Source organism: Streptomyces sp. NBC_00328, from assembly GCF_036139655.1.
Taxonomy (GTDB): Bacteria; Actinomycetota; Actinomycetes; order Streptomycetales; family Streptomycetaceae; genus Streptomyces.
The window spans coordinates 2,840,621-2,866,883 of record NZ_CP108013.1 but is presented as its reverse complement, the minus strand read 5'-3'; the positions used below and the strand labels follow the sequence as shown (position 1 = coordinate 2,866,883).

21 protein-coding genes are annotated in these 26,263 nt (G+C 70.8%); 9 read left to right on the top strand and 12 right to left on the bottom strand.

Translation table 11 applies throughout. From position 1 onward, the window contains the following. The first annotated feature begins 190 nt into the window (after positions 1 to 190). On the top strand, positions 191 to 892 hold the full coding sequence (locus OG485_RS12565; RefSeq protein WP_328668425.1) for an ArsR/SmtB family transcription factor: 702 nt from the start codon (positions 191 to 193) through the stop codon (positions 890 to 892). A gap of 19 nt (positions 893 to 911) precedes the next feature. Further along, positions 912 to 1,643, top strand: coding sequence for an SRPBCC family protein (locus OG485_RS12560; RefSeq protein ID WP_328668424.1), 732 nt, complete (start codon positions 912 to 914; stop codon positions 1,641 to 1,643). Positions 1,644 to 1,721: 78 nt separating this feature from the next. Here OG485_RS12560 and OG485_RS12555 read toward each other — a convergent pair whose 3' ends face one another. Then, positions 1,722 to 3,548: an endonuclease/exonuclease/phosphatase family protein gene (locus tag OG485_RS12555; RefSeq protein WP_328668423.1), complete on the bottom strand. Its 1,827-nt coding sequence runs from the start codon at positions 3,546 to 3,548 to the stop codon at positions 1,722 to 1,724. Positions 3,549 to 3,887: 339 nt separating this feature from the next. On the opposite strand from OG485_RS12555, the gene OG485_RS12550 reads away from it, so the two are divergent. The 3 genes from OG485_RS12550 (at position 3,888) to OG485_RS12540 (ending at position 9,141) form a co-directional block, all read left to right on the top strand. Next, positions 3,888 to 5,321: a hypothetical protein gene (locus OG485_RS12550; RefSeq protein WP_328668422.1), complete on the top strand. Its 1,434-nt coding sequence runs from the start codon at positions 3,888 to 3,890 to the stop codon at positions 5,319 to 5,321. A gap of 253 nt (positions 5,322 to 5,574) precedes the next feature. After that, positions 5,575 to 7,032, top strand: a complete 1,458-nt coding sequence (locus OG485_RS12545; RefSeq protein ID WP_328668421.1) for an alkaline phosphatase PhoX — start codon at positions 5,575 to 5,577, stop codon at positions 7,030 to 7,032. Positions 7,033 to 7,551: 519 nt separating this feature from the next. Next, positions 7,552 to 9,141: a TROVE domain-containing protein gene (locus OG485_RS12540; RefSeq protein WP_328668420.1), complete on the top strand. Its 1,590-nt coding sequence runs from the start codon at positions 7,552 to 7,554 to the stop codon at positions 9,139 to 9,141. A gap of 92 nt (positions 9,142 to 9,233) precedes the next feature. Here OG485_RS12540 and OG485_RS12535 read toward each other — a convergent pair whose 3' ends face one another. Next, positions 9,234 to 10,688 carry an MFS transporter gene (locus OG485_RS12535; RefSeq protein WP_328668419.1) on the bottom strand — a complete coding sequence of 485 codons (1,455 nt, stop codon included), beginning with the start codon at positions 10,686 to 10,688 and terminating at the stop codon, positions 9,234 to 9,236. A gap of 135 nt (positions 10,689 to 10,823) precedes the next feature. Between OG485_RS12535 and OG485_RS12530 the strand changes: the two genes are divergently transcribed. Next, positions 10,824 to 11,390 (top strand): TetR/AcrR family transcriptional regulator, encoded by a 567-nt coding sequence (locus OG485_RS12530; RefSeq protein ID WP_326788495.1) that lies wholly within the window; start codon positions 10,824 to 10,826, stop codon positions 11,388 to 11,390. Between the two features lie 357 nt (positions 11,391 to 11,747). Here OG485_RS12530 and OG485_RS12525 read toward each other — a convergent pair whose 3' ends face one another. Then, positions 11,748 to 12,947: a TerD family protein gene (locus tag OG485_RS12525; RefSeq protein ID WP_328674346.1), complete on the bottom strand. Its 1,200-nt coding sequence runs from the start codon at positions 12,945 to 12,947 to the stop codon at positions 11,748 to 11,750. A 353-nt stretch (positions 12,948 to 13,300) separates the two neighbouring features. On the opposite strand from OG485_RS12525, the gene OG485_RS12520 reads away from it, so the two are divergent. After that, complete coding sequence (locus OG485_RS12520; protein WP_328668418.1) at positions 13,301 to 13,744, top strand: RICIN domain-containing protein; 444 nt, start codon at positions 13,301 to 13,303, stop codon at positions 13,742 to 13,744. Positions 13,745 to 13,897: 153 nt separating this feature from the next. Here the strand turns inward: OG485_RS12520 and OG485_RS12515 are convergent, their stop codons facing one another. From OG485_RS12515 to OG485_RS12490, 6 genes are all read right to left on the bottom strand, one after another. Beyond that, positions 13,898 to 14,890 carry a zinc-dependent alcohol dehydrogenase family protein gene (locus tag OG485_RS12515; RefSeq protein ID WP_328668417.1) on the bottom strand — a complete coding sequence of 331 codons (993 nt, stop codon included), beginning with the start codon at positions 14,888 to 14,890 and terminating at the stop codon, positions 13,898 to 13,900. Continuing rightward, positions 14,887 to 15,738 (bottom strand): carbohydrate ABC transporter permease, encoded by an 852-nt coding sequence (locus OG485_RS12510; protein ID WP_328668416.1) that lies wholly within the window; start codon positions 15,736 to 15,738, stop codon positions 14,887 to 14,889. Before OG485_RS12510 ends, OG485_RS12515 begins: the two co-directional genes overlap by 4 nt. Continuing rightward, positions 15,738 to 16,673: a carbohydrate ABC transporter permease gene (locus OG485_RS12505; RefSeq protein WP_328668415.1), complete on the bottom strand. Its 936-nt coding sequence runs from the start codon at positions 16,671 to 16,673 to the stop codon at positions 15,738 to 15,740. Before OG485_RS12505 ends, OG485_RS12510 begins: the two co-directional genes overlap by 1 nt. After that, entirely contained in the window at positions 16,670 to 18,040 is a 1,371-nt protein-coding gene (locus OG485_RS12500) for an ABC transporter substrate-binding protein (RefSeq protein WP_328668414.1), read from the bottom strand. Before OG485_RS12500 ends, OG485_RS12505 begins: the two co-directional genes overlap by 4 nt. Positions 18,041 to 18,150: 110 nt before the next feature. Beyond that, complete coding sequence (locus tag OG485_RS12495) at positions 18,151 to 18,912, bottom strand: DeoR/GlpR family DNA-binding transcription regulator (RefSeq protein ID WP_443048687.1); 762 nt, start codon at positions 18,910 to 18,912, stop codon at positions 18,151 to 18,153. A 300-nt stretch (positions 18,913 to 19,212) separates the two neighbouring features. After that, positions 19,213 to 20,022 (bottom strand): NAD-dependent epimerase/dehydratase family protein, encoded by an 810-nt coding sequence (locus tag OG485_RS12490; RefSeq protein ID WP_328668412.1) that lies wholly within the window; start codon positions 20,020 to 20,022, stop codon positions 19,213 to 19,215. 285 nt (positions 20,023 to 20,307) lie between these two features. On the opposite strand from OG485_RS12490, the gene OG485_RS12485 reads away from it, so the two are divergent. Beyond that, positions 20,308 to 21,249 carry a 5-dehydro-4-deoxyglucarate dehydratase gene (locus tag OG485_RS12485; RefSeq protein ID WP_328668411.1) on the top strand — a complete coding sequence of 314 codons (942 nt, stop codon included), beginning with the start codon at positions 20,308 to 20,310 and terminating at the stop codon, positions 21,247 to 21,249. Next, positions 21,246 to 22,427, top strand: coding sequence for a hypothetical protein (locus OG485_RS12480; protein ID WP_328668410.1), 1,182 nt, complete (start codon positions 21,246 to 21,248; stop codon positions 22,425 to 22,427). Before OG485_RS12485 ends, OG485_RS12480 begins: the two co-directional genes overlap by 4 nt. A gap of 104 nt (positions 22,428 to 22,531) precedes the next feature. On the opposite strand, the gene OG485_RS12475 is transcribed toward OG485_RS12480, so the two are convergent. From OG485_RS12475 to OG485_RS12465, 3 genes are all read right to left on the bottom strand, one after another. After that, positions 22,532 to 23,206, bottom strand: coding sequence for a DUF4097 family beta strand repeat-containing protein (locus tag OG485_RS12475; RefSeq protein WP_328668409.1), 675 nt, complete (start codon positions 23,204 to 23,206; stop codon positions 22,532 to 22,534). Between the two features lie 285 nt (positions 23,207 to 23,491). After that, positions 23,492 to 24,673 carry a serine hydrolase domain-containing protein gene (locus OG485_RS12470; protein ID WP_328668408.1) on the bottom strand — a complete coding sequence of 394 codons (1,182 nt, stop codon included), beginning with the start codon at positions 24,671 to 24,673 and terminating at the stop codon, positions 23,492 to 23,494. Between the two features lie 588 nt (positions 24,674 to 25,261). Continuing rightward, complete coding sequence (locus OG485_RS12465) at positions 25,262 to 26,101, bottom strand: IS5 family transposase (RefSeq protein ID WP_328668407.1); 840 nt, start codon at positions 26,099 to 26,101, stop codon at positions 25,262 to 25,264. Positions 26,102 to 26,263 lie beyond the last annotated feature (162 nt).

Sequence of the window (26,263 nt, the reverse complement as noted above, 5' to 3'; positions counted from 1 at the left end):
TCTTGCCCGGATCCGGCTCCTGAAGCCCGCCGGGAGGGCCCGGGCCGCTCCGGACGCGGGCCGTCGTGAACTTCGGCGCCCTGGGATCTCCGGTGCCCCGTGAACTTCAGCAACCCGGGATCCGGCCCCGCGACCCACCGACGATTCGAATCGTCTGGACAAGAAAAGTTTTCGGTGGGAGGCTGGAGTCATGTTGGACGTGACCGTGATCGAGGACGCCGAGGCCGCCGCCGTGTCGCTGGACCCCATACGGGCCCGGCTGCTCGCCGAACTGGCCGCCGGGCCCGCGTCGGCCGCCATGCTGGCCGGCAAGGTCGGCCTGCCCCGGCAGAAGGTGAACTACCACCTCAAGACCCTGGAGCGGCACGGCCTGGTCGAGCTGGCGGGCGAGCGCCGCAAGGGGAACGTCACCGAGCGGATGATGCGCGCGACCGCGGCGTCGTACGTCATCTCGCCCCAGGCGCTGGCCGCCGTACAGCCCGATCCGGACCGTTTCCGGGACCAGCTGTCCGCCCGCTGGCTCCTCGCGCTCGGCGCCCGGCTCGTCCGGGACGTCGGCCTTCTGCTCACCGGAGCCGCGAAGGCCCGCAAGCGGCTTGCGACGTACGCGCTCGACGGCGAGGTGACCTTCGCCTCGGCGGCCGACCGTGCCGCGTTCATCGAGGAGCTGACGGCCGGGGTGAGCGCGCTCATCCGCAAGTACCACGACGGGGACGCGGAGGCGGGGCGCCCGCACCGGATCGTCGTCGCCGTCCACCCCACGGTCAAACCCGAAGCCGTGGCCGGACCCGAGGCCGTGGCGCGGACCGAAGTCGTGGGCGAACCCGAACCCGAAGCCGTGGCGCGGATCGAAGCCGCAGAGGCCCCCTCGGGCCCCGAAACCACCCACTGATCAGCCAGGAGTCATCATCATGCCCAAGGAATTCGAGGTCGCCCGCGAGTACGAGGTCGACGTTCCGCCCGGCCGGGTGTGGGACGCGATCACCAGCGGCAGCGGCGGCTGGCTGTGGCCCATGGAGTACGAGCCGCGCGAGGGCGGGGCCGGACCCTTCGGCAGCACCATCACCACCTGGGACCCGCCGCACCGGCTGACCGTGCGCACCGAGGACGTCGGGTTCCCGACGCAGAGCCTCAACCAGATCGACCACACCATCGAGCCCCGCGACGACGGCCGCAGTTCCTGGGTCCGGTACGTGCACAGCGGCATCTTCACCGACGACTGGGACAACCAGTACGACGGAGCCGACAAGCACACCGACTTCTATCTGCACACCCTGCGCGAGTACGTGACCCACTTCGCGGGCCGGCCGGTGGCCTTCGCGACCTTCGACGGGCCCGGCGTGTCCGCGGGCTCCGAAGCCTTCGCGGCCGTCGGAAGGGCGCTCGGCCTCTCGGGCGACACCGCCGGGGGCGCGCGGGTGCGGGCGAAGGGACCCGGCGGCGATGACTTCGACGCCGTACTCGACTACCGCAACCCGTACTTCATCGGGCTGCGCACCGACAGCGCGCTCATCCGCTTCTTCGGGCGAGGCCGCTGGGGCGCGCCGGTCGGCATGAGCGTCCACGACTTCGCGCCCGGCGCCGACGCCAAGGGCAACGAGGCCGCCTGGAAGGGCTGGCTCGACGGGGTCTTCGCCGGCTGACCCGCCCGTCGGCACTCCGCGCAGGCGAAGAGCCCGGCCCCCCGGACGACGGGGCCGGGCTCTCGCGTACCGGAGCGACTACGGACGGAACCGCAGCACCTGCGGGTCGTGGTCGCTGATCTGGTCGGAGAACTCCGAGTTGATGTGCACGCTGTCGTACTCCAGGCCGCAGTCCTTGCGGATCGACGGGCTGACCAGGATCTGGTCGAGAACCTGGGTGTTGCCCTGGTAGTCGTACGTGTAACGCTCGCTCTTCGGCAGCGACTTGATCGCCGACCAGAGCTCGCCGTCGCCTTCCAGGATCTTGGCCGTGTCGGAGAACTCGAAGTCGTTGATGTCGCCGAGCGTGATGACGTCGGCGTTCTTCTGCGACTTCAGGATCTCGTCGACGAAGGCGTTCACCGCGGTCGCCTGGGCGTGCCGCTGGACCTCCGAGCTGCGCGCCGGGGGCTGGTACTGCGCGGTCAGCCCCTGGTCGCCGCCCTTGGAGTTGAGGTGGTTGGCGATCACGAAGACCGTGTGGCCGCGGAAGACGAACTCGCCCGCGAGCGGCTTGCGGCTGCTCTTCCAGGCCTCGTTCGCCGGGTCGACGCGGCCGGGCGACGCGGTGAGCTGCGCCTTGCCGTGCACCTTGGTGACCCCGACGGCGGTCGTCGAGTCGCCGCCCGCGCGGTCGGTGAAGGAGACCCGCTCGGGGTTGAAGAGGAAGACCTGGCGGATGTTGCCGCCGGGCTCGCCGCCGTCCTGGTCGTTGACCGGGTCGATGGAACGCCAGGCGTACGCCGGGCCGCCCGCCGCGACGATCGCGTCGATCAGCTTCTGCACCGTCTGGTCGGCGGCGACCGTGCCGTCGTCCGTCGCGCCGTTGTTGTCCTGGATCTCCTCCAGGGACACGATGTCGGGCGACTTGAGGTTGTTCACGATCGCGGACGCGTGCGCGGCGAACGTGCCGTCGCCCGGGTCCAGGTTCTCGACGTTGTACGTCGCCACCGCCAGCTCACCGCGCGACTGCTTCCGGGTGGTCTCGCGCTCCAGACCGCCCTTCTGAAGGGTGCCGAGCTGATTGGCGACGAGGGTGTAGCCGCCGAACTGGTTGTAGTCGAGCGGACCCGCCGTGGTGCCGGTGAGCTTGTCGCCGACGTTCGCGGTCGGGAAGTCGGCCGTCGCGCCGAGGGACTGGATCTGTATCCGGCCGGTGTTCTGCGAGGTGTACGAGCCGTACACCGTGCCGCCGCGGCGCGTGGCGTGCTCACGCGGCTTCACCGTGACCCACAGCTCCGTGTACGGGTCGGTGGCGGTGACCACCCGGGCGTCGGCGACCTGGACGTTCATGCCCTCGAGGGACTCGTAGTAGTCCAGGGCGTAGTCCGCCGGCTCCAGGGTGAGGGCGTTCACCGAACCGCCCGCGGCGGTGTCGCCGGTGGGGGCGTAGGTGTTCGGCACGGACCTGGCGTCGACGACCGTCGCGGCCGGGACGGCGTTGCCGGTGGAGACGACGGTGACCGTCGGCTTGGTGACCTCGGTGACCGACTGGTTGCCGGTGGAGACGCCGCCCGGGACGAACTCCGAGACCGTGCCCGTCACCGTGACCGAGTCGCCGACGGCGACCTTGGGGGCGGAGCTGGTGAAGACGAAGACGCCCTCACTGGTGGCGGGGTCGGCGTCCGGGGTGGGGTCCTGGAACCAGAAGCCCTTGGACGAACCGTATGTCCGCACGCCGGTGACGATGCCGGGCACGTCCGTGACCTTCGTGCCCGCGAGGGGGGAGGTCCGGGTGGTGCCCTGGATGTCGTGGATGTGGACGGTGTCCGCCTGGGCCGGTGTGGTGAGCACAACGGCGGAGACGGTGGAACAGACCGCGGCGACGGTCAGCGCGCCGATGCGCGCGGTTCTCTTGCTCGGCAAGGGAATCCCTCCGGGGACGTTCGTGAGCGCCGGGACGAGGGTGGACTGGTGGGGGGAGCGCGACCTGCTTGCGGGCCAGTGACGCGCGTAGAAGGGTCTGGCCGTACGGCTGTTGAACTTCTACGCGCGTCAATCTCGTGTGTGGCGGGGGGAGTTGTCAAGGTTTCGACGGTGTACGAGACCTGTCGGACACATGAACCGGGCGGCATGGGTGGAAATCCGTCTAGGCTGAGCAGTCGGCACGGATTTCCCGGGCCGCCCCCGGGCCTCGGGCCCGTCGGCGCCCGGCGGGATCCGGCGCACGCCGTGACCGATGGTGTTCGGAGGAGAACTCAGCCGATGTCAGACAGCTCTTCCCTGCCGCCCGTGCGACTGCACTCCGAGGCGCGGCTGGCGCGGGACGCGCTCGCCGCGCCGCTGCTCTCCCGCGCCGCGCGGCTGGCCCGCTGGGCAGGCCCCGCCACCCGCGTCGGCGCCGGAGGCGAACTCGTCGAGGAACAGCTTCCCGAGGCGGCCGGAGTCCTCGGCCTGACCGGTGACGACGCGGCCGCCCTCGCCGGTGAGGCCTGGCGGGTGGCCGTTGACACCGGGCTCGTCGAGATCGTGGACGAGGAGGACGAGGCGGAGGGCACCGTCACCCAGGGCGAGGACCTCGCCCTGCTCACCTCCGGCGCCCCGCAGGACGTCCTCGGCTTCTGGCTCGGCGCCCTCGACGTCGTGCTGGCCGACGCGAGCGTGCCCGACCTCGGCGGTCTCGTCGACGCCATGGACGAGGAGGGCGAGATCGACCTCTCCTCGCTGGACTGGGACCCGGATGCGGAGTCCGCGCTCCTCGACGGGGTGCTCGGCAACCTGTATCTGCTGACCGTCGGCGAGGACGCGCTCGGCGAGGTGTCGGTGCCGCTGCCCGCGCTCGCCGCCTCGGTGATCCTTCCCGACGACATGGGGGAGCCCACCGACGACGTCCTGGAACAGGTCTCGGACGCCATGATGCGGCTCGACGAGCAGTTCAGGCTGCTGGAGCCCATCGGACTCGTCGAGTTCCAGCCGGTCGACGAGGCCCTGATGGCGGAAGCCGCCGAGGAGTCGGCCTCCGCGGACGACATGGACGTGTCACGGTACGGGGTCGTGCGCCTGACACCGCTCGGTCTGTACGGACTGCGCGCCCGGCTGATCGAGGCGGGCTTCTCCGCCCCCGCGGTCGGCGAGCTGACCGACAAGGGTGCGGACACACTGCTGGACGGCACGGTCGGCTTCCCTCCGACCGCCGCCCAGGCCGAGATCGAGCAATGGCTCGCCCGGCGTGAACCGCTCCCCGCCGCACAGGAGTTGCTCTCCGCGGCGCGTGGCACGGACCCGAACGCCCCGCTGCGCCGCCTGCACTGCCAGCAGGCCCTCGCGCTCGTCGGCACGGAGGCCGAGCCGGCGCTGCGCGAGGTGCTCGACGACGCCGAACTGGGCGGACTCGCCCGGGTCTGGCTCTCCGAGCGCGGCGCGCCCGACGTGCCTCCGCCGTCCGAGGCGATGGTCTTCTGGCTGACCATCGACACGGTGGCGGCACAGCTCGCCGCGGAGGGGAACTCCGCGGAGCTCCAGTCCCTGGTCGAGGGCCTGGCCCGGCAGCACAGCGGCTTCTTCGACACGGCCTGGCGGGTCGATCACCCCGCCGCCCCGGACGTCCTGGAGGCCATGGGCCGTCTGCACCCCGACAAGAGGGTCGCCAAGGAGGCCCGCAAGGCGGCGTTCAAGGCCCGGTCGCAGCAGGGAGTGTGACACCGCCGGTGAGGTGACTCGGTCACCTTGTACCCGGCGCCGTGTGTTCGGGGCCGTGTGCCGGGCCCTGGGCGGGTCGCTCCCCGGAGCGGCCCGTTCCGTGCGCCGGTCGAGTGGATTCACGCAAGCGGGCCCTCGGAAGTCGGCGCGCGTTCAACTCGTGTTCAGGGGAGGGCGGGACGGTGTGGCCGCGATCCGAGGTCGCCAGCCGCCCCCCAAGACAGTCCGAGTCCACCGTCACAGGAGACATCACATGTCGCTCTCTCGCAGGGACTTCGCCAGGCAGTCCGCGATCACCGGTGCAGGCGTGGCCCTGATCGGCAGCGTGGGCGCCCTTGCCACCGCCCCCAACGCGCTCGCCGCCACGGAGACGGAGACCGGGGGCGCGGGTGAGGACTCGGCGGAGTCCCGCCACGGCGGCGTCGGCTACGGCCCGCTCATCACCGATCCCAAGGGCCTCCTCTCGCTGCCCGCCGGGTTCTCCTACCGCGTCATCACCCACAGCGGCAAGACCAAGCTGGAGTCGGGCGAGTTCACGCCCTCCAACCACGACGGAACGTCCACCTTCGAGGGCCCGCGCGGCGCCACCCTCCTGGTCAACAACCACGAGCTGGCCGGCCCCCGCGCCAACTGGCCCTACCCGGTGCCGCTCACCGAAGGCCTCGTCTACGACCCCGCCGCCGCGGGCGGCTGCACGGTCGTCGAGGTGCGCCGGGACAAGGTCGCCGAATGGGTCGGCATCGCCGGCACGGCCACCAACTGCGCGGGCGGCAACACCCCTTGGGGCACCTGGCTGACCTGCGAGGAGACCGAGGACAAGGCCGGCACCAACGGCTTCACCAAGGACCACGGCTACGTCTTCGAGGTCGACCCCGAGGACCGCCGCCGCAACCGGAACCCCAAGCCGATCAAGGCGCTCGGCCGCTACGCGCACGAGGCCGTCGTCGTCGACCCCAAGCGTGACCGCCTCTACCTCACCGAGGACGCCTCGAACCCCAACGGCCTGCTGTACCGCTGGACGCCCCCGCAGGGCTTCGAGCACGGCCACGGAAAGCTCCGCACCCTCGCCGACGACGCCGGGTCGCTCCAGGCCTTCAAGTGCTTCGACTCCGGCGGCAAGTTCGTCGACGACCTCTCCCGTGCCACGAAGATCGGCACCGTGTACGGCGTGGACTGGGTCGACGTCACGGACCGTGACGCCAGGACCGTTTCCGTCCGCAAGCAGTTCGCCGCCGGCGAGGTCACCCGCGCCCGCAAGCTCGAGGGCATGTGGTGGAGCGACGGCGGCGTCTACATCGTCTCCTCCTACGCCCGCACCGAGAGCCCCGGCCAGGCGCACGACGGAGCGGTCTGGTTCTACGACCCCAAGCGCCGCACCCTGACGCTGAAGGTCCTCATCGGCGTGAACCCCGACCCGTCCGTCGACGGCGCCTTCGACGGCCCCGACAACATCACCGTCTCCCCGTACGGCGGCCTCGTCATCGCCGAGGACGGCGAGGGCGTCCAGCACCTCTTCGGCGCCACCGAGAGCGGCCGTACGTACCCGATCGCACGCAACGAGCTGAACATCGGCACCGCCGAGGCGCCGGAATACAGCGAGTTCACCGGCGTCACCTTCTCGCCCGACGGCCGGACCCTCTACGCCAACATCCAGGTGCCGGGCATCATGCTCGCCGTCACCGGCCCCTGGAAGCGCCAGAAGCGCGGCTGAACTCCCGTCGTTTCCCCGGCGATTTAATTCGCTCGCCCGACGCGCGGCCGCCCTCCTAAAGTGATGCCTGTCCAGGTGCGAAGGCAGGACCTACTTCCACTGATAATGGGGCGGCCGCGGGTTCGAGTCCCGCCACCGGTACAACGCGCCGGTGTAGCTCAGGGGTTAGAGCACCTACGTCGGTTCAGCCGAACCTGAACTCTGGACACCACAACTTCATGCACCTCCCGGTGCGCGAGGCCGCGGCTACTTCTCTTTCAAAGAATCCGTGCCGCGGCCGACTTGATCTCGGGAGGCGCAGCTCATGGTGGGTGCCCGGTGCGCAGGCAACGGTTACTTCATCGGGATCGGAATGTCGCGGGTTCAAGTCCCGTCATCGACCTCGGGTCGGTGTAGCTCAGTTGGCAGAGCGTCTGAACAAGTCCGTCGCCGACTCCTGATCTCGGGCACCCTCCATTTGCTGTGCCTCCCTCCGAAACGCGACTTCATCGTCGTAGAACGAATTCGGGGGAATTCACCATGGCGCGATTCAACACCAAGGCGGCCAAGGCGCAGCCCACTTCCCGCGTGACGTCCACCGGCCGGGTGCTGCGGACACACCAGGGCGGCCGGGGCCAGGAGCGCGACGCGCGCTCCGAGCTCTTCCTCCTGGCGATCGCCAACTTCGTCTCGCAGCAGACCTTCTACGAGACCGGCGAGGCCCGCGACGACCGGTTCGCCGCGCTCGTGCGCGAGCTCGCCGTTTCCGACCCGTCCTGGACCGCCGGACTGCTGGGCTGGCTGCGCGGAGAGGGAAACCTGCGCACGGCCGCGCTCGTGGGCGCCGCCGAGTACGTGAAGGCGCGCCTGGACGCGGGCGCCACCGACGGCCCGGCCAACCGGCAGGTCGTCGCCTCCGTACTGCGCCGGCCGGACGAGCCGGGCGAGCTGCTCGCCTACTGGACCTCCCGGTACGGCCGCAACGTGCCCAAGCCCGTCAAGCGGGGCATCGCCGACGCCGTACGACGTCTCTACCACGGCAAGTCGCTGCTGAAGTACGACACCGCGTCCAAGGGGTACCGCTTCGGCGACGTCCTCAACCTCGTACACGCGGCGCCGGACCCGGACAAGTCCTGGCAGGGCGACCTGTTCCAGTACGCGCTGGACCGGCGCCACAACCCGGACGCGGCCGTCGTCCCCACGTCGCTGCCCGTGCTGGCCGCCCACCGTGACCTGATGGCGCTGCGGCCCGCGAAGCGGCGCAAGGTCGTGACCGGTGCGCAGGGGGCGCGGCGCCTGGCGGACGCGGGGATGACCTGGGAGGCGCTGGCGGGCTGGCTTCAGGGGCCGATGGACAAGGCGGCCTGGGAGGCCGTCATCCCGTCCATGGGTGCCATGGCACTCGTCCGCAACCTGCGCAACTTCGACGAGGCCGGCGTCAGCGACGAGGTGGCGGCCCAGGTCGCCGCGAAGATCAGTGACCCGGCGGAGGTCGCGCGCTCGCGGCAGTTCCCGTTCCGCTACCTCGCGGCCTACCAGCACGCGCCGTCGCTGCGCTGGTCGTACCCGCTGGAGCAGGCGCTCGGTCACTCGCTGGCCAACGTGCCCGCGCTGCCCGGCCGGACGCTGGTGCTCGTGGACCGTTCGGGCTCGATGTTCTACTCGCGTCTGTCGGAGCGTTCGGAGCTCAACCGGGCCGACGCGGCGGCGATCTTCGGCACGGCGCTCGCGCTGCGGGCGGCGGACGCGGATCTCGTCGAGTTCGGCACCACCAGCAAGCGGGTGGACTTCAGCGCGGGCGAGTCCGTGCTCAAGGTCATCGGGCGGTTCGGTGACCTCGGCGGCACCAACACGACCGAGGCGGTCCGCGCGCACTACAAGAAGCACGACCGGGTCATCGTCGTCACCGACGAGCAGGCCGCGTACAGCCACTACGGCGACCCGACCGAGCAGGTACCGGCGCACGTACCGGTCTACACCTGGAACCTCGCCGGCTACAGCGCGGGCCACGGGCCCTCGGGGAAGGGCAACCGGCACACGTTCGGGGGACTCTCGGACGCGGCTTTCCGGATGGTTCCGCTTCTGGAGTCGGCGCGGGACGCGGACTGGCCGTGGGCCCAGGCCGGCTGAGGAGTGAGGCCCTCGGGCCCGGGACAGGGGCGCGGCCCGTACTTCGGTACGGGCGGCGCCCCCGTGCGTGCCGGGCCGGGCGGGGCGGCCTCTCAAACCCCGCGTTCGCGTGCGGTGCTGGTGATCACGAACGCCGACAGCACCAGTGCGGTCAGGGCGATCAGGGAACCGGCGCCGAACGCGCGGGCCGAGCCCTCGGTGAGGATCTCCGACGGTGAGCCGCGGGAGTGCCGGGTCGCCGTGCCGAAGACGGTGACCAGGACGGAGAGTCCGAGGGTGCCGCCGAGCCACTGGAGGGTCTGGAGCAGTCCGGACGCGGATCCCGCCTCACGCGCTCCGACGCCCGCGAGGATGGTGGCGTTCAGCGGCAGGAAGCTCAGGCCGACGCCCAGCCCCATCACCAGCAACGGGCCCAGCAGGCCGGCGAGATAGCCGTCGCCGGGCTCCAGTCGCCACAGCCAGGCGCCCGCGACGGCGATCAGGGACATGCCTGACAGCAGGACGGGCTTGGCGCCGAAGCGCTGGAGCAGCCGTGGCACGAGACGCACGGTCGTGAACATCACCAGAGTCATCGGCAGGAAGGCGAACCCCGTGCGCAACGGGCTGTATCCGAGGGCCTGTTGGCTGACCAGGGTGAGGAAGTAGAACGCGCCGAACATGCCGGCGGGCAGGAGCAGGACACCGGCGTAACCGCCCGCCCGGTTGCGGTCGGCGAAGAGACTCAGCGGCATGATCGGCTGCTCCGCGCGCGTCTCCACCAGGAGGAAGCCGACGAGCAGGGCCGCCGCCGTGCTGAAGCCCAGCATCGCCTGGGTGTCGCTCCAGCCCCGCTCCGAGACCCGGATGAACGCGTAGACCAGCGAGGCCGTGCCCGCCGTGCCGGTGAGCGCCCCCACCGCGTCGAAGCGGCCCGCGTGGCGCGGGGTCTCGGTGACGAAGCGCGGCAGGGCGGTGGCGACCGCGATGCCGATCGGCACGTTGATCAGCAGGGACCAGCGCCAGGACGCCCACGACGTGAGCACACCGCCGAGGACCAGGCCGACCGACGCGCCGATCCCCGCCATCGAGGAGTAGACGCCGAGGGCGTGGTGGCGGCGGGGGCCCTCGGGGAAACCCGTCGTGATGAGGGCGAGGGTGCTGGGGGCGATGAGAGCGGCGCCCACGCCCTGGAGCGCGCGGGCCGCGAGCAGCCAGGAGCTCTCGGTGGCGAGGCCGCCGAGCAGTGAGGCGGCGGCGAAGAGGAGGGCGCCGGCGGTGAGGGTGCGACGGCGGCCCGCGATGTCGCCGATCCGGCCGCCGAGGAGGAGAAGGCCGCCGAAGGCGAGGGTGTAGGTGTTGAGGACCCAGGACAGGCCGGTGGGGGTGAAGCCGAGGTCCCGCTGGACGTCCGGCAGGGCGACGTTGACGACGGTGGAGTCGATTCCGACCATCAGATAGGCCGTCACGATGACGAGAAGGGCGGTGGTGCCGGTCTCGTCCGCGGGGCGGGGTCGGCCCGGGCGTAAGCCGGCTGACGGGCTGTCGGGGGCGGGGGTGCCGGTGGGCATGGAGTTCTCCTGGTCCGACGTCCCCGGTACGGTGCGAGTGGGCAGCACGGACTGCCCGCGAAATAAGCGGGGACTGTCTCCGTTTAACCCTCGCCAAGATACGGAGAGGGTCCCCGGTTCGCAAGGAGTATCTGAATGGCCCAGGTGAAGCCGATGCGGGCGGATGCGCGGCGGAACTATGAGCGGCTCCTCGCGGAGGCGGCGGTCGCGTTCGCCGAGCACGGGGAAGGCGCGTCTCTGGACGACATCGCCAAGCGGGCCGGCGTGGGATCCGGGACGCTGTACCGGCACTTTCCCACCCGGCAGGCGCTGCTCGAAGCGGTCTACGTGGACACCATCGAGGCGATCGCCGTGCGCGCGGACGAGATCGCGGCGGAGCTGCCGCCGGGTGAGGCGCTCGTGGAATGGCTCAACGAGCTGAGCCTCGGGATGATCCAGGTGCGTGGGCTGAAGGCGCTGCTCGGGTCGGCCGTCGCGGACGGGAGTTCCGAGCTGCTGGACCGGTGCGGGGCCTTCGTGAAGGGGGCGGCGGCGCGGCTGGTCGAGGCGGCTCAGCGCGAGGGGACCCTGCGGACCGATGTGGAGCCGATCGATGTGCTGCGGCTGGCGCACGGGGTGGCCACCGCGTCGGAGCTCGGGAGCGGGGACGGGGCGTACATCCGTCGGTATCTCTTGTTGCTGACGGAGGGGTTGCGGGCGTAGCCCTCCGGGGGTCACCGGGTGCGGGTTCGGTGGGTGGGTCGGGGCCGTGTGGGTTCGCTGCGCTGGCTTTTGCGGTGCGGCTCCGGTGGGGGGTCGGGGCCGTGCCGGTACATCCGCCCGTCGCCGGTGGATCAGGCGTGGGCTTCCTGGGGAGCCGTTGCTCGATCCGGGCGTAAGCGACGGGCATGTGATGTACCGGCACGGCCCCTCCCGCCGGATCCCGACTGCGGGTGCGTCGTGGTGCCTGCGGGATCGGCCCGACGGCTCGGGCGCGCTCTCGGTCGAGGGGCGTCGTGGTGCCTGCCGGACAGGTTCCGGTTCCGCGGGTGCGATTTCAGGGGGGTTTGTGGCTGGGTGTCAGAGGGACTCTGCTGCCGGCTTCACCATGCCGCGGACCGTGCGGGACTTGACGAAGTTGCCCATGGCCGTCATGTCCCACTCGCCGGAGAACTGCTTGATCAGCTTGGCCATCATGACGCCCGTCTGGGCCTCGGCGCTGGTGAGGTCGAAGCGGACGAGCTCCTCGCCGCTGGCGGCGTCGATGAGGCGGCAGTAGGCCTTGGCCACCTCGGTGAACTTCTGGCCGGAGAAGGAGTTGACCGTGAAGACCAGGCCGGTGACCTCCTGGGGGAGACGGCCGAGGTCGACGGTGATCACCTCGTCGTCCCCGCCGCCCTCGCCCGTGAGGTTGTCGCCGGAGTGCTTGATCGCGCCGTTCACGATCGAGAGCTTGCCGAAGTAGCAGCTGTCGATGTGGTTGCGCTGCGGGCCGTACGCGATGACCGAGGCGTCCAGGTCGATGTCCTTGCCGCGGAAGGCGGGTTCCCAGCCGAGGCCCATCTGGACCTTGGAGAGGAGCGGGGCGCCGCCCTTGACCAGGGACACCGTCTGGTTCTTCTGGAGGCTGACCCGGCCTTTGTCGAGGTTGATCTTGCCGGTGGCCGGAGGCGCGGGGGGCATGGGCGGGACCGGGGGAGCGGCCGGGGGCCGGGGAGCGGCGAGGCGGGGGTCCGCGGCCGGGGCCGGCGGCTGCGCCGCGGGGGCGGGCTGCGCGGCCGGGGCGGGTTCCTCCACGCTCACGCCGAAGTCGGTGGCGATGCCCGCCAGGCCGTTCGCGTAGCCCTGGCCGACCGCGCGGGCCTTCCAGGCGCCGTTGCGGAGGTAGATCTCGACGATCACCAGGGCCGTCTCCGTGCCCAGCTGGGGAGGGGTGAAGGTGGCCAGCTCCGCGTTGTCGTCCGCGTTGCGGATCGTCGCGGTGGGCTCGATGCCCTGGAAGGACTGGCCTGCGGCGTCCGGGCTCGCGGTGACGACGATCTTCTCGATGCCCGGGGGGACCGCGGTGGTGTCGACCGTGATCGCGTCCGGCGCCGTGCCGCCGCCGGAGCGGTAGGTCACGCCGGGGCCGGTGGGCTGGTTGTAGAAGATGAAGTCCTCGTCGGAGCGCACCTTGCCGTCGGCGGTGAGCAGCAGGCTCGACACGTCGAGCCGCACCGGGGCGGTGACGTCCACCGTCACGCGCGAGACGGGGAGAGGGATGTTCGAGCCGGGGGTCATAGCTGTCATGCCTGGGGTAACGAGCGGAGGCGCTTTACCGTTCCCTTACCCAACGGGTGAGTTGCGGGGCCATGTCCTCCTTCGCCCCCGACGCGCGCTCGGATTCGCTTCTGGCGGGCGCGTGAAGGAAGTCCTCGGAGGTCTGGGCGGGGCCCCGGTCGCAGGCGACGTTCGCGCGGTACCGCATCACTCCTTCGGTGGACTGATCGAACACCGGGATGAATTCGATGTCCCCCTGAAGAGTGACGCAGGGCTGTGTCGATCCTGGTCCCATGCCGGCGGGGAAGGGATGCCTCCGCCCGAACGATCAGCGGTGTCCGCGCGGGCGCCGCACGTCAGAAATGGAGTCGGCCTTGACCCCCGTACCGAACGGAACCTGTGTGATCACCCGTCCCGGCGAGCAGATGCTCACCATGGAGCGAGGGTCGTCGGAGCCCAAGACGGCTGTTGTGCTGCTGCCGCCCACCGGCAACCCCGGCGAGCAGGAGTGGCAGCTGGACAATCTCGGCAACGGCAACTGCACGCTGCGCAATCTCAGGAGCGGGACGTATCTGTCCTTCGACTCCGATCCGGAGGCGAACAAGCCGATCGCAGGGTTCCCCGAAGCGCGCGAATGGGCGCTCTACCAGAGCGCGCAGCCGGGCATCTTCCACATCGTGGTCCCCGGAGGTCCCGTCGACGGCCAGGAGCTGGCCCTGGACCTCAGCCTGCTGCGGATCTTCCCGCCCCGGCTCGCCCTGCGGCCGCTCGACGTCGGCAACGCACGCCAGGCATGGATGTTCCAGCCCATGGAGTAGCGGCGTGAACCAGGTGCCCGGGCCGGCGACCGGCCCGGGCACCGGCCACGGCTCGCGTGCCTCGGTTCGCGTGCTCCGGTTCACGAAGCCACGGTCCGAGGGCTCCGGTCACGTGATGTCTCCCAGGGCGCTGCTTCAGCCCTTCCCGGGGCACTACTCGGGCACGACGACGATCTTGCGTCCCACGCCCGACGCGAACTGCTCCAGTGCCTCGGGATAGCTCGTCAGGGGGAGGCGGTCGCTGATGAAGACCGACGGGTCGAGGACGCCCGCGGCGAAGAGTTCCGCGGCGCGTTCGAAGCTGTGCAGGACGGCCATCGAGCCGGTGATGGTGATCTCCTGGTTGTAGATGCGGTACGGGTCGATGGTGACCCGGGTCGCGTAGTCGGCCACGCCGAACTGGAGGAAGGTGCCCGCCTTCGCCACCCGGTCCAGGCCGTCCTGGATCGCCGCCGCGTTTCCGGTCGCGTCGACGACCACGTCCCAGCCCTGGGGGCGGTCCAGTTCGTCGGCGTTCGCCGCGGACGCGGAGACGCCGAGCAGCCGGGCGGTGGCCAGCCGGTCGGGGTTCACGTCGACGACGTCCACGCTCGCCGCGCCGGTGCGCTTGGCGAGCTCCAGCATCATCAGGCCCATCGTTCCGGAGCCGTAGACCAGGACGTGGGCGCCGAGCCGGGACCGCAGGACGTCGTAGCCGCGTACGGCGCAGGAGAGCGGTTCGATCAGGGCCGCGTCCTGGGTGGCCACGTGCTCGGGGAGCTTCACGCAGTTGGCGACGGGGGCGGTCGCGTACTGGGCGGCGCCGCCCGCGGTGGTCACGCCGATCGCGGCCCACCGCTCGCAGAGGTTGTTGTGGCCCGTACGGCAGTAGCGGCACTCGTGGCAGTACAGGGACGGGTCGACGGCCACCCGGTCGCCGACCGCGAGCTCCGTGACCCGGGTGCCGACGCCGACCACCTCGCCCGCGAACTCGTGGCCCGGCACGATCGGCAGCTTCGGCGCGAACTCGCCCTGGAGGATGTGCAGATCGGTGCCGCACAGGCCGCAGGCGGCGACCTCGACCACGACCTCGCGGGGGCCCGGCGCCGGGTCCGGGACCTCGGCGACGACGGCGCGGCCCACGGACTCGATGACTGCGGCCTTCATTTCACGGCTCCCAACGACAGGCCCTGGACCAGCTTGTCCTGGGCGGCGAACCCCGCGGCGAGCACCGGCAGGGAGACGACGAGCGACGCGGCGCACACCTTCGCCAGGAACAGTCCCTGGCTGGTGATGAATCCGGTCAGGAAGACGGGGGCGGTCTCGGCGACCACACCCGTGAGCACCCGGGCGAAGAGCAGTTCGTTCCAGCTGAAGATGAAGCAGATCAGGGCGGTCGCCGCGATGCCGGGGAGAGCTATGGGGGCGACGACGCGGGCCAGGACCGTCGGCAGCCGGGCGCCGTCGATCTGCGCGGCCTCGATCACCGCGACGGGGACCTCGGCGAGGAACGACTGCATCATCCACACCGCGATCGGCAGGTTCATCGAGGTGTAGAGGATGACCAGCAGCCAGATGTTGTCGAGCATGCCGGTGTTCTTGGCGAAGAGGTAGATCGGCAGGAGGCCCGCCACCACGGGCAGCATCTTGGTCGACAGGAAGAAGAACAGGACGTCCGTCCACTTCTTCACCGGGCGGACGGAGAGCGCGTACGCCGCCGGGAGGGCGAGCAGCAGGACGCAGACGGTGGAGACCACCGAGGCCACGGTGGAGTTGATGAGGGCGGGCCAGGGGCTCGCGCCGCCGCCCGTGCCGAAGAACTCCCGGTAGCCGTCGAGGGTCAGGGCCGCGCCGAAGGCGGGCGGGTTCTTCGCCGCGTCCGGTTCGGAGTGGAAGGACGTCAGGGCCATCCAGGCGATCGGCAGGAAGAACACGATGCCGAGTGCCCAGGCCGCCAGGCCCAGGCCGGCGCCCCTGGTGCGGCGGGGACGGGCGGGTGTCGCGGTGGCGCTCATCAGCGGGATCCCTCCTCGCGGAACAGGGACGACACCACGCGCAGGGCGAAGGTCGCGATGACGATGGAGCCGATGACCACCAGGACGCCCGCGGCGGAGGCGAGGCCGTTCTCGTGGGCCTGGTAGAAGCTCTGGTACACGGTGTAGGGCAGGTTCGCGGTGCCGAGGCCCCCGGAGGTGAGCGTGAAGACCGCGTCGAAGTTCTGCACGATGTAGATCGAGCCCAGCAGGGCGCCCAGTTCGAGATAGCGGCGCAGGTGGGGGAGGGTGAGGTGGCGGAAGACCTGCCAGTCGTTCGCGCCGTCCACCCGGGCCGCCTCTATCTGCTGGTGGTCGCGGCTCTGCAGGCCGGCGAGCAGGATCAGCATCATGAACGGCGTCCACTGCCAGACCAGGGATGCCTCGACCGCGAGCAGCGGGGTGTTCGAGATCCAGTCGGGCTGCGGGCCGCCGACGTAGTGCAACAGGCCGTTCAGCAGGCCGTATTCGGGGTTGAAGAGCACGTGTTTCCACAGGAGGGCGGCGGCGACCGGGACCACCAGGAACGGTGCGATCAGCAGGGTGCGGACGATGCCGCGCCCCCGGAACCTGCGGTCGAGGAGCAGGGCCAGGACGAGACCCAGGACGAGGCTGACCAGGACGACGGTGACGGTCAGCAGGATCGTCGTCCCGACGGAGTGCCGGAGGCCGGCGTCGGTCAGCACGTCCGAGTAGTTGCCGAGGCCGGTGAAGTGGCGGGCCTTCGGGTAGAGGGCGTTCCAGTCGAAGAACGAGATCACCAGCGTGGCCACGAAGGGCAGTTGGGTCACCGCGATCATGAAGATCAGGGCCGGGAGCAGGGGGCCGCGGGTGGCCCAGGCGCGCAGCCGGGCCGACGGTCGTCCGTGGGCGCGTACGGGAGGAGCGGCCACGCGGGCCGTTGTCGTGACGGTCATCGGCCCTGGTACTCCTGGGAGATCTTCTCGGCGAGTTTCTGGGACTTGTTCAGCGCCGAGTCGACGGACTGGCGTCCGGCGATGGCCGCGCTGATCTCCTGCGAGACCTTGGTGCCGAGGTCGGTGAACTCGGGGATGCCGACGAACTGGATGCCGGGCGCGGGGCGCGGCTGGACGCCGGGGTCGCGCGGCCGGGCGCCCTCGATGGCCGCGCGGGTCATGTCCTGGAAGGCCGCGGCCTCTTTGGCGTAGGCGGCGTTCGTGTACGTCGAGGCGCGCTTGCCCGCGGGGACGTTCGACCAGCCGGCGGTGTCCCCGACCAGTTGCTCGTATCCCTTGCCGGAGGCCCAGGAGATGAACTTCCAGGCCTTGTCCGGGTTGTGCGAGGACTTCTGGAGTCCCCAGGCCCAGGTGTAGAGCCAGCCGGAGGACCCGGTCTTCTCGACCGGCGCGGGCACGTAGCCGAGCTTGCCCTTGACGGGGGAGTCCTCGGCCTCCAGCAGGCCCGCGGCGGAGGTGGCGTCGTACCACATGGCGGTCTTGCCCTGGGTCATGTCGTTGAGGCACTCGGCGAAGCCGGACTGGGCCGCGCCGGACTCGCCGTGCTCGCGTACGAGGTTCACGTAGAACCTGGTGGCCTTCTCGAACTCGGGGGAGTCCAGGCGTGCTTTCCAGTCCTTGTCGAACCAGGTGCCGCCGAAGGTGTTCACCACGGTGGTGAGCGGGGCCATGACCTCGCCCCAGCCGGGCAGTCCGCGCAGGCAGATGCCCTTCATGCCGGACTCGGCGCCGTCCGCCTTCGCCGCGAGGGCGGCGACCTGCTGCCAGGTGGGGTGCGCGGGCATCTTCAGGCCCTTCGCGGCGAACACGTCCTTGCGGTACATCAGGAACGACGACTCGCCGTAGAACGGCTGCCCGTAGAGCTTTCCGTCGGCGGCGGTGAGCGACTGCCGCATGGGTTTCAGGATGTCCCGCTCGTCGTACGCGCTGTCCTCGCGCACGTACGAGTCCATCTCGTGGAGCCAGCCGTTGCGGGCGTAGATCGGTATCTCGTAGTTGGACAGTGTGGCGACGTCGTACTGGCCCGCCTGGTTGGCGAAGTCCTGGCTGATCTTGTCGCGGACGTCGTTCTCCGGCAGGACGGTGAAGTTCACCTCGATGCCGGTCTCTCGGGTGAAGTGGGCCCTGGTGAGCTTCTGCAGCTCGACCATCTGCGGGTTGTTGACCATCAGGACGTTGATGGAGTTCCCGCCGGAGCCCGTCCCGCCCGCTCCGGTCCAGCAGCCGGAGAGGAGCGGGGTGAGCAGCGTCCCTGCGGCGGCCGCGGCGAGCAGTGCGCGCGGCCTCCGTCGGCTCGGGGTTCGCATGGATCACTCCTGGAGGAATGGGGGGACAAGGGGCGGCGCGGGGCATGGGGGTGCCCCGGAGGGGTGAGTCGGGTGTTCACATTGGGGTGGCGAGGGGAGTGGGTCGGGAATCAGACGCGGATGACCTGGGGGCCCAGCAGCGAGTAGCGGTGCGCCTCGGAGGCGGGGAGCAGTGTGCTCGTGACGATCGTCTCCAGGGTGCCGATGCCGGCGAACCGGCAGAAGCTGACCGCGCCGAACTTGGTGTGCACACCGGCGAAGACCGTGCGCCGGGAAGCCCTGATCGCCTGTGCCTTGACCTCGCTGACCGCCGGGTCGGGGGTGGTGAGGCCGTGTTCGCGGGAGATGCCGTTGGCCCCGATGAACGCCAGGTCGATGACGAAGCCGGCGAGCATCTTCGTCGTCCAGTGGTCGACGGTCGCGAGTGTGCCGGGGCGGACCCGGCCGCCGAGCAGCAGGACGCTGGTGTTCTCGGCTCCGGCGAGCGCCCCGGCCGTGGCGAGGGAGGCGGTCACGACCGTCAACGGCCGGTCCCTGGGCAGCGCTTCGGCGATGAGCTGCGGGGTGAATCCCTCGTCGACGAAGACGGTCTCGGCGTCCCGGGCCAACTCGGCCGCCGCCGCGGCGATCCGGCGCTTCTCGGGCACATGGCTCGTCGTACGGAAGGCGAGCGTCGTCTCGAAACCCGCGCTCTCCACGGGGTAGGCGCCACCGTGGGTGCGGCGCACCAGCCCGTGGTCCTCCAGGGTGCGCAGATCCCGCCGCACGGTCTCCTTGGCGACGCCCAGTTCGCCGGCGAGTTCGGTGACGTCGACCGAGCCGGTGCGGCGCGCGGCCCGGACGATCTCGCGCTGCCGTTCTTCCGCCGTCATGGCCGTCACCCGCTTCCTCGCGCTCCGTCGCGCACTGCCCGTTCGGACCCGGTGGGCCCTTGAGGGAAGTTCTACAGCGGGTGTCTGCCGCTGACCAGGCCTGTTACGGGCCCGATGCTGCCCGGCTGTGCCCGTTCGGCGCCGCGGCCGCCCGCGGCGGACCTGGGGCGGAGCGGGTGAGGAAGGAGAATCGGGCAGGGGTCGTGCCCGAACACGGGAGCGGGCGGGCCCGTTCGGTGCCCGCCCGCTCCTGCGCCGGGCGGTTCCGCCGTCCGCCCGGCGTACACCGTCCCGGCCGCGTCAGTACGGCCAGATCGGCGGGTGTGTCGTGAAGTGCCCGCCCAGGTGGGCGTGGTCCGGGTTGCCGGGGTCGAGTTCCCCCTGTTCGGCGATGAGCTTCTCGGCGTAGGGCTCGGAGTCGTCGCGCGGTTCGTAGCCGAGGGCCCGTGCCGTCGAAAGGTCCCACCATAGGCGGGTGTTGGCGGACGAGCCGTAGACGACCGTGTGTCCCACGTCCTTCGCGGTCAGGGCCGCGTGGAAGAGGCGGGCGCCGTCCTCGGGGCTCATCCACACCGAGAGCATGCGCACACTGGACGGCTCCGCGAAGCAGGACCCGATGCGAACCGAGACGGTCTCCAGGCCGTGCTTGTCCCAGTAGAACTGGGCCAGGTCCTCACCGAACGACTTGGAGAGCCCGTAGAAGGTGTCGGGGCGGTGCGGGGTGCCGACCGGGATCAGGGGGTCGTCGCCCTGCGGGCGGGGGGTGAAGCCCACCGCGTGGTTGGAGGAGGCGGAGACGACACGGCGTACGCCCTCTTCGCGCGCCGCCTCGTACAGGTTGTAGGTCCCCTCGATGTTCGCCTTGAGGATCTTGTCGAAGGAGGCTTCCAGGGAGATGCCCGCGAGGTGGATGACCGCGTCGACGCCCCGCACCGCCTCGCGCAGCGCCGCCCGGTCGGCCAGGTCCGCGGTGATCGCCTCCGGTTCGCCCTCGACCGGGAGCATGTCGAGCAGGCGCAGTTCGTAGCCGTACTCCGGCAGCAGCCCCCGCATCAGGGTGCCGAGTCCGCCGGCGGCGCCGGTGAGCAGAACGGTGCGGGGAGCGGGCATGCGGGGTCTCCTCCGTGCGGGACGGTGTGCCGGGGCCGAGTGCCGGGACGGTCGGCGGGGACTCCGCCCGTCAATCGTATGCGTGTATAGCATTCATATCCATGGACACGCTAAGAGGGCTGGCGTGCCGCGTCAAGTGTCGCGCGGAGGGGTGGAATCCGCCTTCGTGTTGCGGGTTTGCGTGCTTGACCGGCCCCGAGGTGGCGGCTTAGCGTGGGCGAGTTCAGAGATATGGACATGGATCAGAAACATGCACTCGGTGGGCACCTTTTTTAGGGAGAGTCCGTGACGTCAGCCCCTCTTGCCGCTCGGCTGAGCATCCCCAGCGGGCCGCTCTTCTTCCCCGTCACCGCGTACGGCCCCGACGGCACCGTCGATCCCGGCGTCTACCGGGAGCATGTGCGGCGTGGCGTCGACGCCGGCGCGGCGGCGGTCTTCGCCTGCTGCGGCACCGGCGAGTTCCACGCGCTCGTACCCGAGGAGTTCGAGACGTGCGTACGGGCCGCGGTGGAAGCGGCCGAGGGGCGCGTCCCGGTGATCGCGGGCGCCGGATACGGGACCGCCCTCGCCGTGCGCTACGCACGCCTCGCGGAGGCCGCCGGGGCCGACGGGCTGCTCGCCATGCCGCCGTATCTCGTGACGGCCGGGCAGGAGGGGCTGCTCCGGCACTACCGGGAGATCGCCGCCGCCACCTCCCTGGACGTCATCGTCTACCAGCGCGACAACGCCGTCTTCACCCCCGCGAGCGTGGTCGAACTCGCCCGCACCGAGGGGATCATCGGTTTCAAGGACGGGCTCGGCGACCTGGACCTGATGCAGCGCATCGTCAGCGCCGTACGGAGCGAGACACCGGGCGACTTCCTCTACTTCAACGGCCTGCCCACGGCCGAACTGACCGGGCTCGCCTACCGGGGACTGGGCATCACGCTCTACTCGTCGGCGGTCTTCTGCTTCGCCCCCGAGATCGCGCTGGCCTTCCACCGGGCACTGAACGCCGGGGACGACACGACGGTGAACCGGCTGCTGGACGGCTTCTACCGGCCCTTCGTCGACCTGCGGGCGCTGGGACGCGGCTACGCGGTCGCCCTCGTCAAGGCGGGCGTCCGGCTGCGCGGACTGGACGTCGGCGAGGTCCGGCCCCCGCTGCACGAACCGGCCGAGGACCATGTCAAGCAGCTCGCGCAGCTCATCGAGCGCGGGTACGCGCTCATCGAGGAGGACCTGTGAGGACGTCCGCGTTCCTGTATCCCTGGGACGTCAACGGGGACCCGGAGGCCGCCGCCAGGACGGCCGGGCTCGGCGTCCGCCAGGTGACCCTCGCCTCCGCCTACCACTCCACGCGGGCGCTGACGCCCCGCCATCCCCGGCACCGGATCGTCACGGCCTCGCACGCCGCCGTGCTCCACCCGGTGGACGAGGAGCGATGGCGAGGCCGGGCCCTTCGCCCGTACCCGGCCGGCGACTGGGCGCCCGGTGACGCGTACGGCGAGGCCGCCGCAGCGCTCGCCGGGGCGGGACTCGACGTCCACACCTGGGTCGTGCTCGCGCACAACTCCCGTATGGGGGAGGAGCATCCGACGACGTCCGTCGTCAACGCCCATGGGGACCGCTACCCCTGGGCTCCCTGCGTCGCCCAGCCCGCCACCCGCGCCTACCTGGCCGGCCTCGCGGTGGAGGCCGCGGTCCGGCCCGGTGCGGCGGGCACGGAACTGGAGTCGCTCGGCTGGTACGGGCTCGCCCATCTGCACGCCCACGACAAGACCGGCGGGGTGCCGCTCGGGGACGCCGGGCAGTATCTGATGTCCCTCTGCTTCTGCGCCGCGTGCGCGGACGGGTACGACCGGCAGGGCCTCGACGCCGAGGAGTTGGCGTCCTTCGTGCGCGGAGCGCTGGAGCCGGTGTGGCGGGGGGAGCCGTCCGGCGGGGGCTGGGCCGGAGTGGAGAAGCTGCTCGGGGCCGGGACGGCGGCGGCCACCCGTGCGTGGCGCGACCAGGTGGCCCGCTCGCTCCAGGAGGAGACGGTCGCGGCGGTCCGTTCCGCCGCGCCGGCCGGGTTCCAGGTGCTGCTGCACGCCGACCCCGTCTCCTTCCACTGCGGGGCCAACGCCGGGGTGGACCCCGGGCACATCCTGTCCGTGGCCGACGGCGTGGTCGTGCCGTGCACCGGAGGAGCGGGCCTGCTGACGCCGTTCGCGGAGGCGGTGCGGGCGGGTGCGCGGGGGAGGGTCCTGGCCGCCAACTTCACCGTGGTGTCCGGGATGGGAGGCCGGCCGGACGGCCTGGCGGCCGACGCGGCCCGCGCGGCCGAGCTCGGTGCGACGGAACTGCGCCTGTATCACGCGGGGTTGGCCTCGGACGCCGATCTGGAGGCGGTGCGGGGGGCGCTGGCGGCGCTGGACACCTAGAGGGGTCTCGTTCTCCGCCTCACGCGGGGCTGTACCCACTCGGCCGCACCCACTCCGCCCCCTGCGCCCCGGACGGGGTGAAGGGGGCGGAGCGGGCCGTGACTTCAGTCCGTCACCGTGCGGGCGGTGATGTCGCCGTGGGCGGTGGTCGCGTGGATGGTCAGGCCGGGAGTCGCGTCGGCGTTCTTGAGCGTGTTGCTGACCCGGCCGAAGGTGGTGCCGGCGTCCAGCACCGCGGAGACGCCGGGGGCGGCGCCGACGGTGATGTCGCCCTTCTGCGTGCTCAGCGTGAGCGTTCCGCGGGCGGCCTCGGTGATCTTCAGGTCGCCCTTCTGGGTGCTGATCTCGGCGGGGCCGTTCAGGCGGCCGACGGTGATGTCGGCGTCGAGGCCGGTGAGGCGGACACTGTCGGCCTCGTCGAGCTCGACCGAGCGGTGGCCGCCCTCGAAGGTGACCTCGCCGAGCCGTCCCACGCCGCGGAACTCGGCGGCGGCCGCCTTCGCCTCGACCCGGGAGCCGGACGGAAGCTGGACGGTCACCTCGACGGACCCGGAAGAGCCGATGCTCCGGTTCCTCGCCTCCGGGATCTCGACGCGCAGGACGCCGTCGGCGTAGGAGACCTCGGCCTGCTCCGCCGCCTTCACGTCGCGGCCCTTGGAGGCGTCCGCGGGCAGGACCTCGACGGTGGTGTCGGCGCGGTCGGCGGCGACGAACCGGATGCGTCCGGCGGGGATGTCGAGGACGGCCGAGACGGGGGCGGGGGTGTCGAACTTCTGCATGATGCTCTCCATGGTCTGCGTGAGTGCGTTCCGTGTGTTTCTGACATTGGAAACGCTACGTTGCATTCGAAGATCGGGCAACATGCTTGTTGCGCAATGCTGTTGTCATTGCAGGTAGATGCCGAGATTTCATTGCAATGATTCTGGTTTCAATGCAACACCTCTCGTTCCCTGCATTGCAATGGGCTGAGGTGAACGCTCCGTGGGCGGCGGGGGCCGGCGGCAGGCGGCGGACAGCGGGCGGCGGGTGCCCCGGCGCGGTCCGGACGCCCTCCGGGGGCTCCGTCAGTTCTTCAGCAGCGCACAGACGAAACTCTCCTCGACCGCACGCAGCCGCTCCAGGAGCTCGGGCTTGTTCGTCTTGTTCACCTGGGTGGTGAGCGTGAAGGTCAGTGACCGCCGGCCGTCCGGTGTGGCGGCGATCAACTGGGTGTAGCCGGGGAAGTTGCCGGTGTGGCCGAGGACCACTCCGCAGCGGGTGGAGTAGCGGAAGATCGCCGCTCCCGCCTTGTTCGCGCCGGGGCCCGCGGGCTCCGAGGCCCCGTCGATCCACCGGCGCTGCTCGCGCAGGGTGGCCTTGGAGATCAGGGCCCCGCCCGCGTACCCGCGGATGAAGCGGGTCAGGTCCGCCGGGGTGGAGATGATCCCGCCCGACGCCCACACGCCCGAGGCGCTGAGCGCCTCGCTGACGTCCTCGGGGGGATTCGGCGGCACGACGTCGTAACCGTGCATGTACGGCTCGGGCATCTCGTAGCCCTGGGGAAGGCTCGTGTCGCGCAGGCCGAGCGGCCGGTAGACGAGGTCCCGCAGCAACTGCTCGTAGGGCCGGCCGGTAGCCGCCTCGGCCATCAGCGCGACCGCGATGTTGTCCGAGTTCGAGTACTGGTACTTCGAGCCCGGCCGGAACAGCAGCGGTTCGTCGGCCACGTAGTCGAGCAGCCGGCGCGAGTCGAAGTGGTGGCGCGGATCGGCGGTGAGGATCTCGAGGAACTCGGGGGACTGCGTGTAGTCGGGCAGCCCGCTGGTGTGGTTCAGGAGCTGGCGCAGCGTCACGGAGCGCCACTGCCGGGGCAGTGACGGGAGCCGGCGGCCGATGGTGTCGTCGAGGGAGAGCGCGCGCCGGTCCACCAGGCGCAGTGCCACGGCGCCGCTGAAGGCCTTCGCCGTACTTGCGATCCGCGTGTGGTCGTCCGCCCGGATCGGGCGTCCGCTGTCGAGGTCGGCGACTCCGGCGCGCACGATGCGGGACTCGCCCTCGCGGCGCAGGACGGCGATGACACCGGGCGGGCCGCCGGGGCTGTGCACCAGCTCTTCGAGCTGATTCCGCAGAGCGCGGTCGTGGTCACGGTCCGCGGAGCCGGAACCGGAACCGGCGTCGGCCGGTCCGGACACGGCACCGGTCAGACAGACGGCGGCCAGCAGGACGCCGAGGGACGGACGCGGCCGGAGGCGGCGGGGCAGAGGCATGGGTTCTCCCGAGTCGGGGCGGGGCACGCCCCCTCCCGGGTCGGGCGGGGGCCGGGGCACGCCCAGCTTCGGTCCGGGGTGATCGGCTCGCCTGCGCCGCTGCTGCATACGGAGGAGCGGGCGGCCCGGTGGTGGGCCGTCCGGCCGGCCCTGTGCGGGGCCCTCGGCCGGGGGTCGATGAGTCCGGTGCGGGAACCAACCCTGGGCCAGGGATCGATGGCTGCGGTACGGGAATCCCGGTCCGGGGGCCGATGGCTCGGGTGCGTGAACCCTGGGCCGGGGGTCGATGAGTCCGGTGCGGGAATCCCGGGCCGGGGTACAGATGACTTTCCGGTGCGAGCCGGGGCTACCCCACGGTGACGGCCCCACGGGCTCGCCCCGGAGCTCTCCGCTCACAGGAGTGCTCCGAGGAGTGCCCCAAGGAGCTGGTCCCACGAACCCTCACGGGAGTGTCCCGGCGGGCTCGGCCCCGGGTCCCGTTCACGGGAGTGTCCCCGCGGGCTCGCCCCGCGGTGTCCCCGCATCGGATACGACAACGGATACGCGTTCTGAGAGGGCGTTTGAAGTAGGCGGATTGCCCTTTATGCCCTAGTAAGTGCCTCGCCAGGTGGGGGTGGTCTCGTCCGTTATGCGCCTGGTGAGGTTGTCAAGGGAAGCGATGTGGATCATGGCTTCGGAGCTGGCGGTGAGGGTCTCGTAATCGCGGGCCAGGCGGCGGTGCATCATGATCCAACCGATACTCCGCTCGACCACCCAGCGTCTTTTCACGACGTGGAATCCGCGGGTGCCCGGGTTTCTGTTGACGACTTCGACATCGATTCCGAGGCGGGCGCCGTGCTCGACGACGGCGTTCTTGAAGCCGGTGTCAACCCAACTCTTGGAAATGGTCGGGTACTTCTCCTTCGCCTGGTCGAGGAGGCGCATTCCCAGGACGTTCTCCGAGAGGCCAGCCGCAGTGACGGTTACGGCAAGGATGAGGCCGATCGTGTCGGTGAGGATGCCTCGCTTCCGCCCGACGATCTTCTTGGCCGCATCCGTTCCCTGGCTGGTCAGGGGTACGTTGCTGGAGGTCTTCACGCTCTGAGTGTCGATCACGGAGGCGGTCGGCTCGGGCTTGCGCCCCTCCTTCACCCGGGCCAGTCCCGTCAGGTCGTAATTGAGCTGGGCAAAGATTCCTTCGTCCCGCCACGCGGCGTAGTAGGCATAGACGGTGCCATGGTTCGGGAAGTCGTGCGGGAGGTATTTCCAGGGGATTCCGGTGCGGTTCACGTAGAGGATCGCGTTGAAGACGTCGCGTAAATCGACCTTGGCCGGCCGCCCGGTCGGCCTGCGGTCGAGCCGGGCCTTTCTCCAGGCCGTCAACGTCGGCTCGATCAGGGCCCATCGGGCGTCAGACAGGTCGCTGGGGTACGGCTTGCGCTCGCTCACGGCGTAGCGTGATCACGACTGAGGCGGAGGGCCTGGTTCCGCTGCCCATCAGGCGATTCCGTGGCATCTTAAAACCAGACAGACTTCCGGGTATAGAAGCGAACAAGACGCATGACCAAGCCTCCGCCCCGGAGAAGGTCATTCGACGCCTACGGGATGAAA

Bases quoted from the DNA above. Each gene is read 5' to 3' on its own strand.
- OG485_RS12565 (WP_328668425.1), top strand. From the start codon at position 191: ATGTTGGACGTGACCGTGATCGAGGACGCCGAGGCCGCCGCCGTGTCG.
- OG485_RS12560 (WP_328668424.1), top strand. From the start codon at position 912: ATGCCCAAGGAATTCGAGGTCGCCCGCGAGTACGAGGTCGACGTTCCG.
- OG485_RS12550 (WP_328668422.1), top strand. From the start codon at position 3,888: ATGTCAGACAGCTCTTCCCTGCCGCCCGTGCGACTGCACTCCGAGGCG.
- OG485_RS12545 (WP_328668421.1), top strand. From the start codon at position 5,575: ATGTCGCTCTCTCGCAGGGACTTCGCCAGGCAGTCCGCGATCACCGGT.
- OG485_RS12540 (WP_328668420.1), top strand. From the start codon at position 7,552: ATGGCGCGATTCAACACCAAGGCGGCCAAGGCGCAGCCCACTTCCCGC.
- OG485_RS12535 (WP_328668419.1), bottom strand. From the start codon at position 10,688: ATGCCCACCGGCACCCCCGCCCCCGACAGCCCGTCAGCCGGCTTACGC.
- OG485_RS12530 (WP_326788495.1), top strand. From the start codon at position 10,824: ATGGCCCAGGTGAAGCCGATGCGGGCGGATGCGCGGCGGAACTATGAG.
- OG485_RS12525 (WP_328674346.1), bottom strand. From the start codon at position 12,947: ATGACCCCCGGCTCGAACATCCCTCTCCCCGTCTCGCGCGTGACGGTG.
- OG485_RS12515 (WP_328668417.1), bottom strand. From the start codon at position 14,890: ATGAAGGCCGCAGTCATCGAGTCCGTGGGCCGCGCCGTCGTCGCCGAG.
- OG485_RS12510 (WP_328668416.1), bottom strand. From the start codon at position 15,738: ATGAGCGCCACCGCGACACCCGCCCGTCCCCGCCGCACCAGGGGCGCC.
- OG485_RS12505 (WP_328668415.1), bottom strand. From the start codon at position 16,673: ATGACCGTCACGACAACGGCCCGCGTGGCCGCTCCTCCCGTACGCGCC.
- OG485_RS12500 (WP_328668414.1), bottom strand. From the start codon at position 18,040: ATGCGAACCCCGAGCCGACGGAGGCCGCGCGCACTGCTCGCCGCGGCC.
- OG485_RS12495 (WP_443048687.1), bottom strand. From the start codon at position 18,912: ATGACGGCGGAAGAACGGCAGCGCGAGATCGTCCGGGCCGCGCGCCGC.
- OG485_RS12490 (WP_328668412.1), bottom strand. From the start codon at position 20,022: ATGCCCGCTCCCCGCACCGTTCTGCTCACCGGCGCCGCCGGCGGACTC.
- OG485_RS12475 (WP_328668409.1), bottom strand. From the start codon at position 23,206: ATGCAGAAGTTCGACACCCCCGCCCCCGTCTCGGCCGTCCTCGACATC.
- OG485_RS12470 (WP_328668408.1), bottom strand. From the start codon at position 24,673: ATGCCTCTGCCCCGCCGCCTCCGGCCGCGTCCGTCCCTCGGCGTCCTG.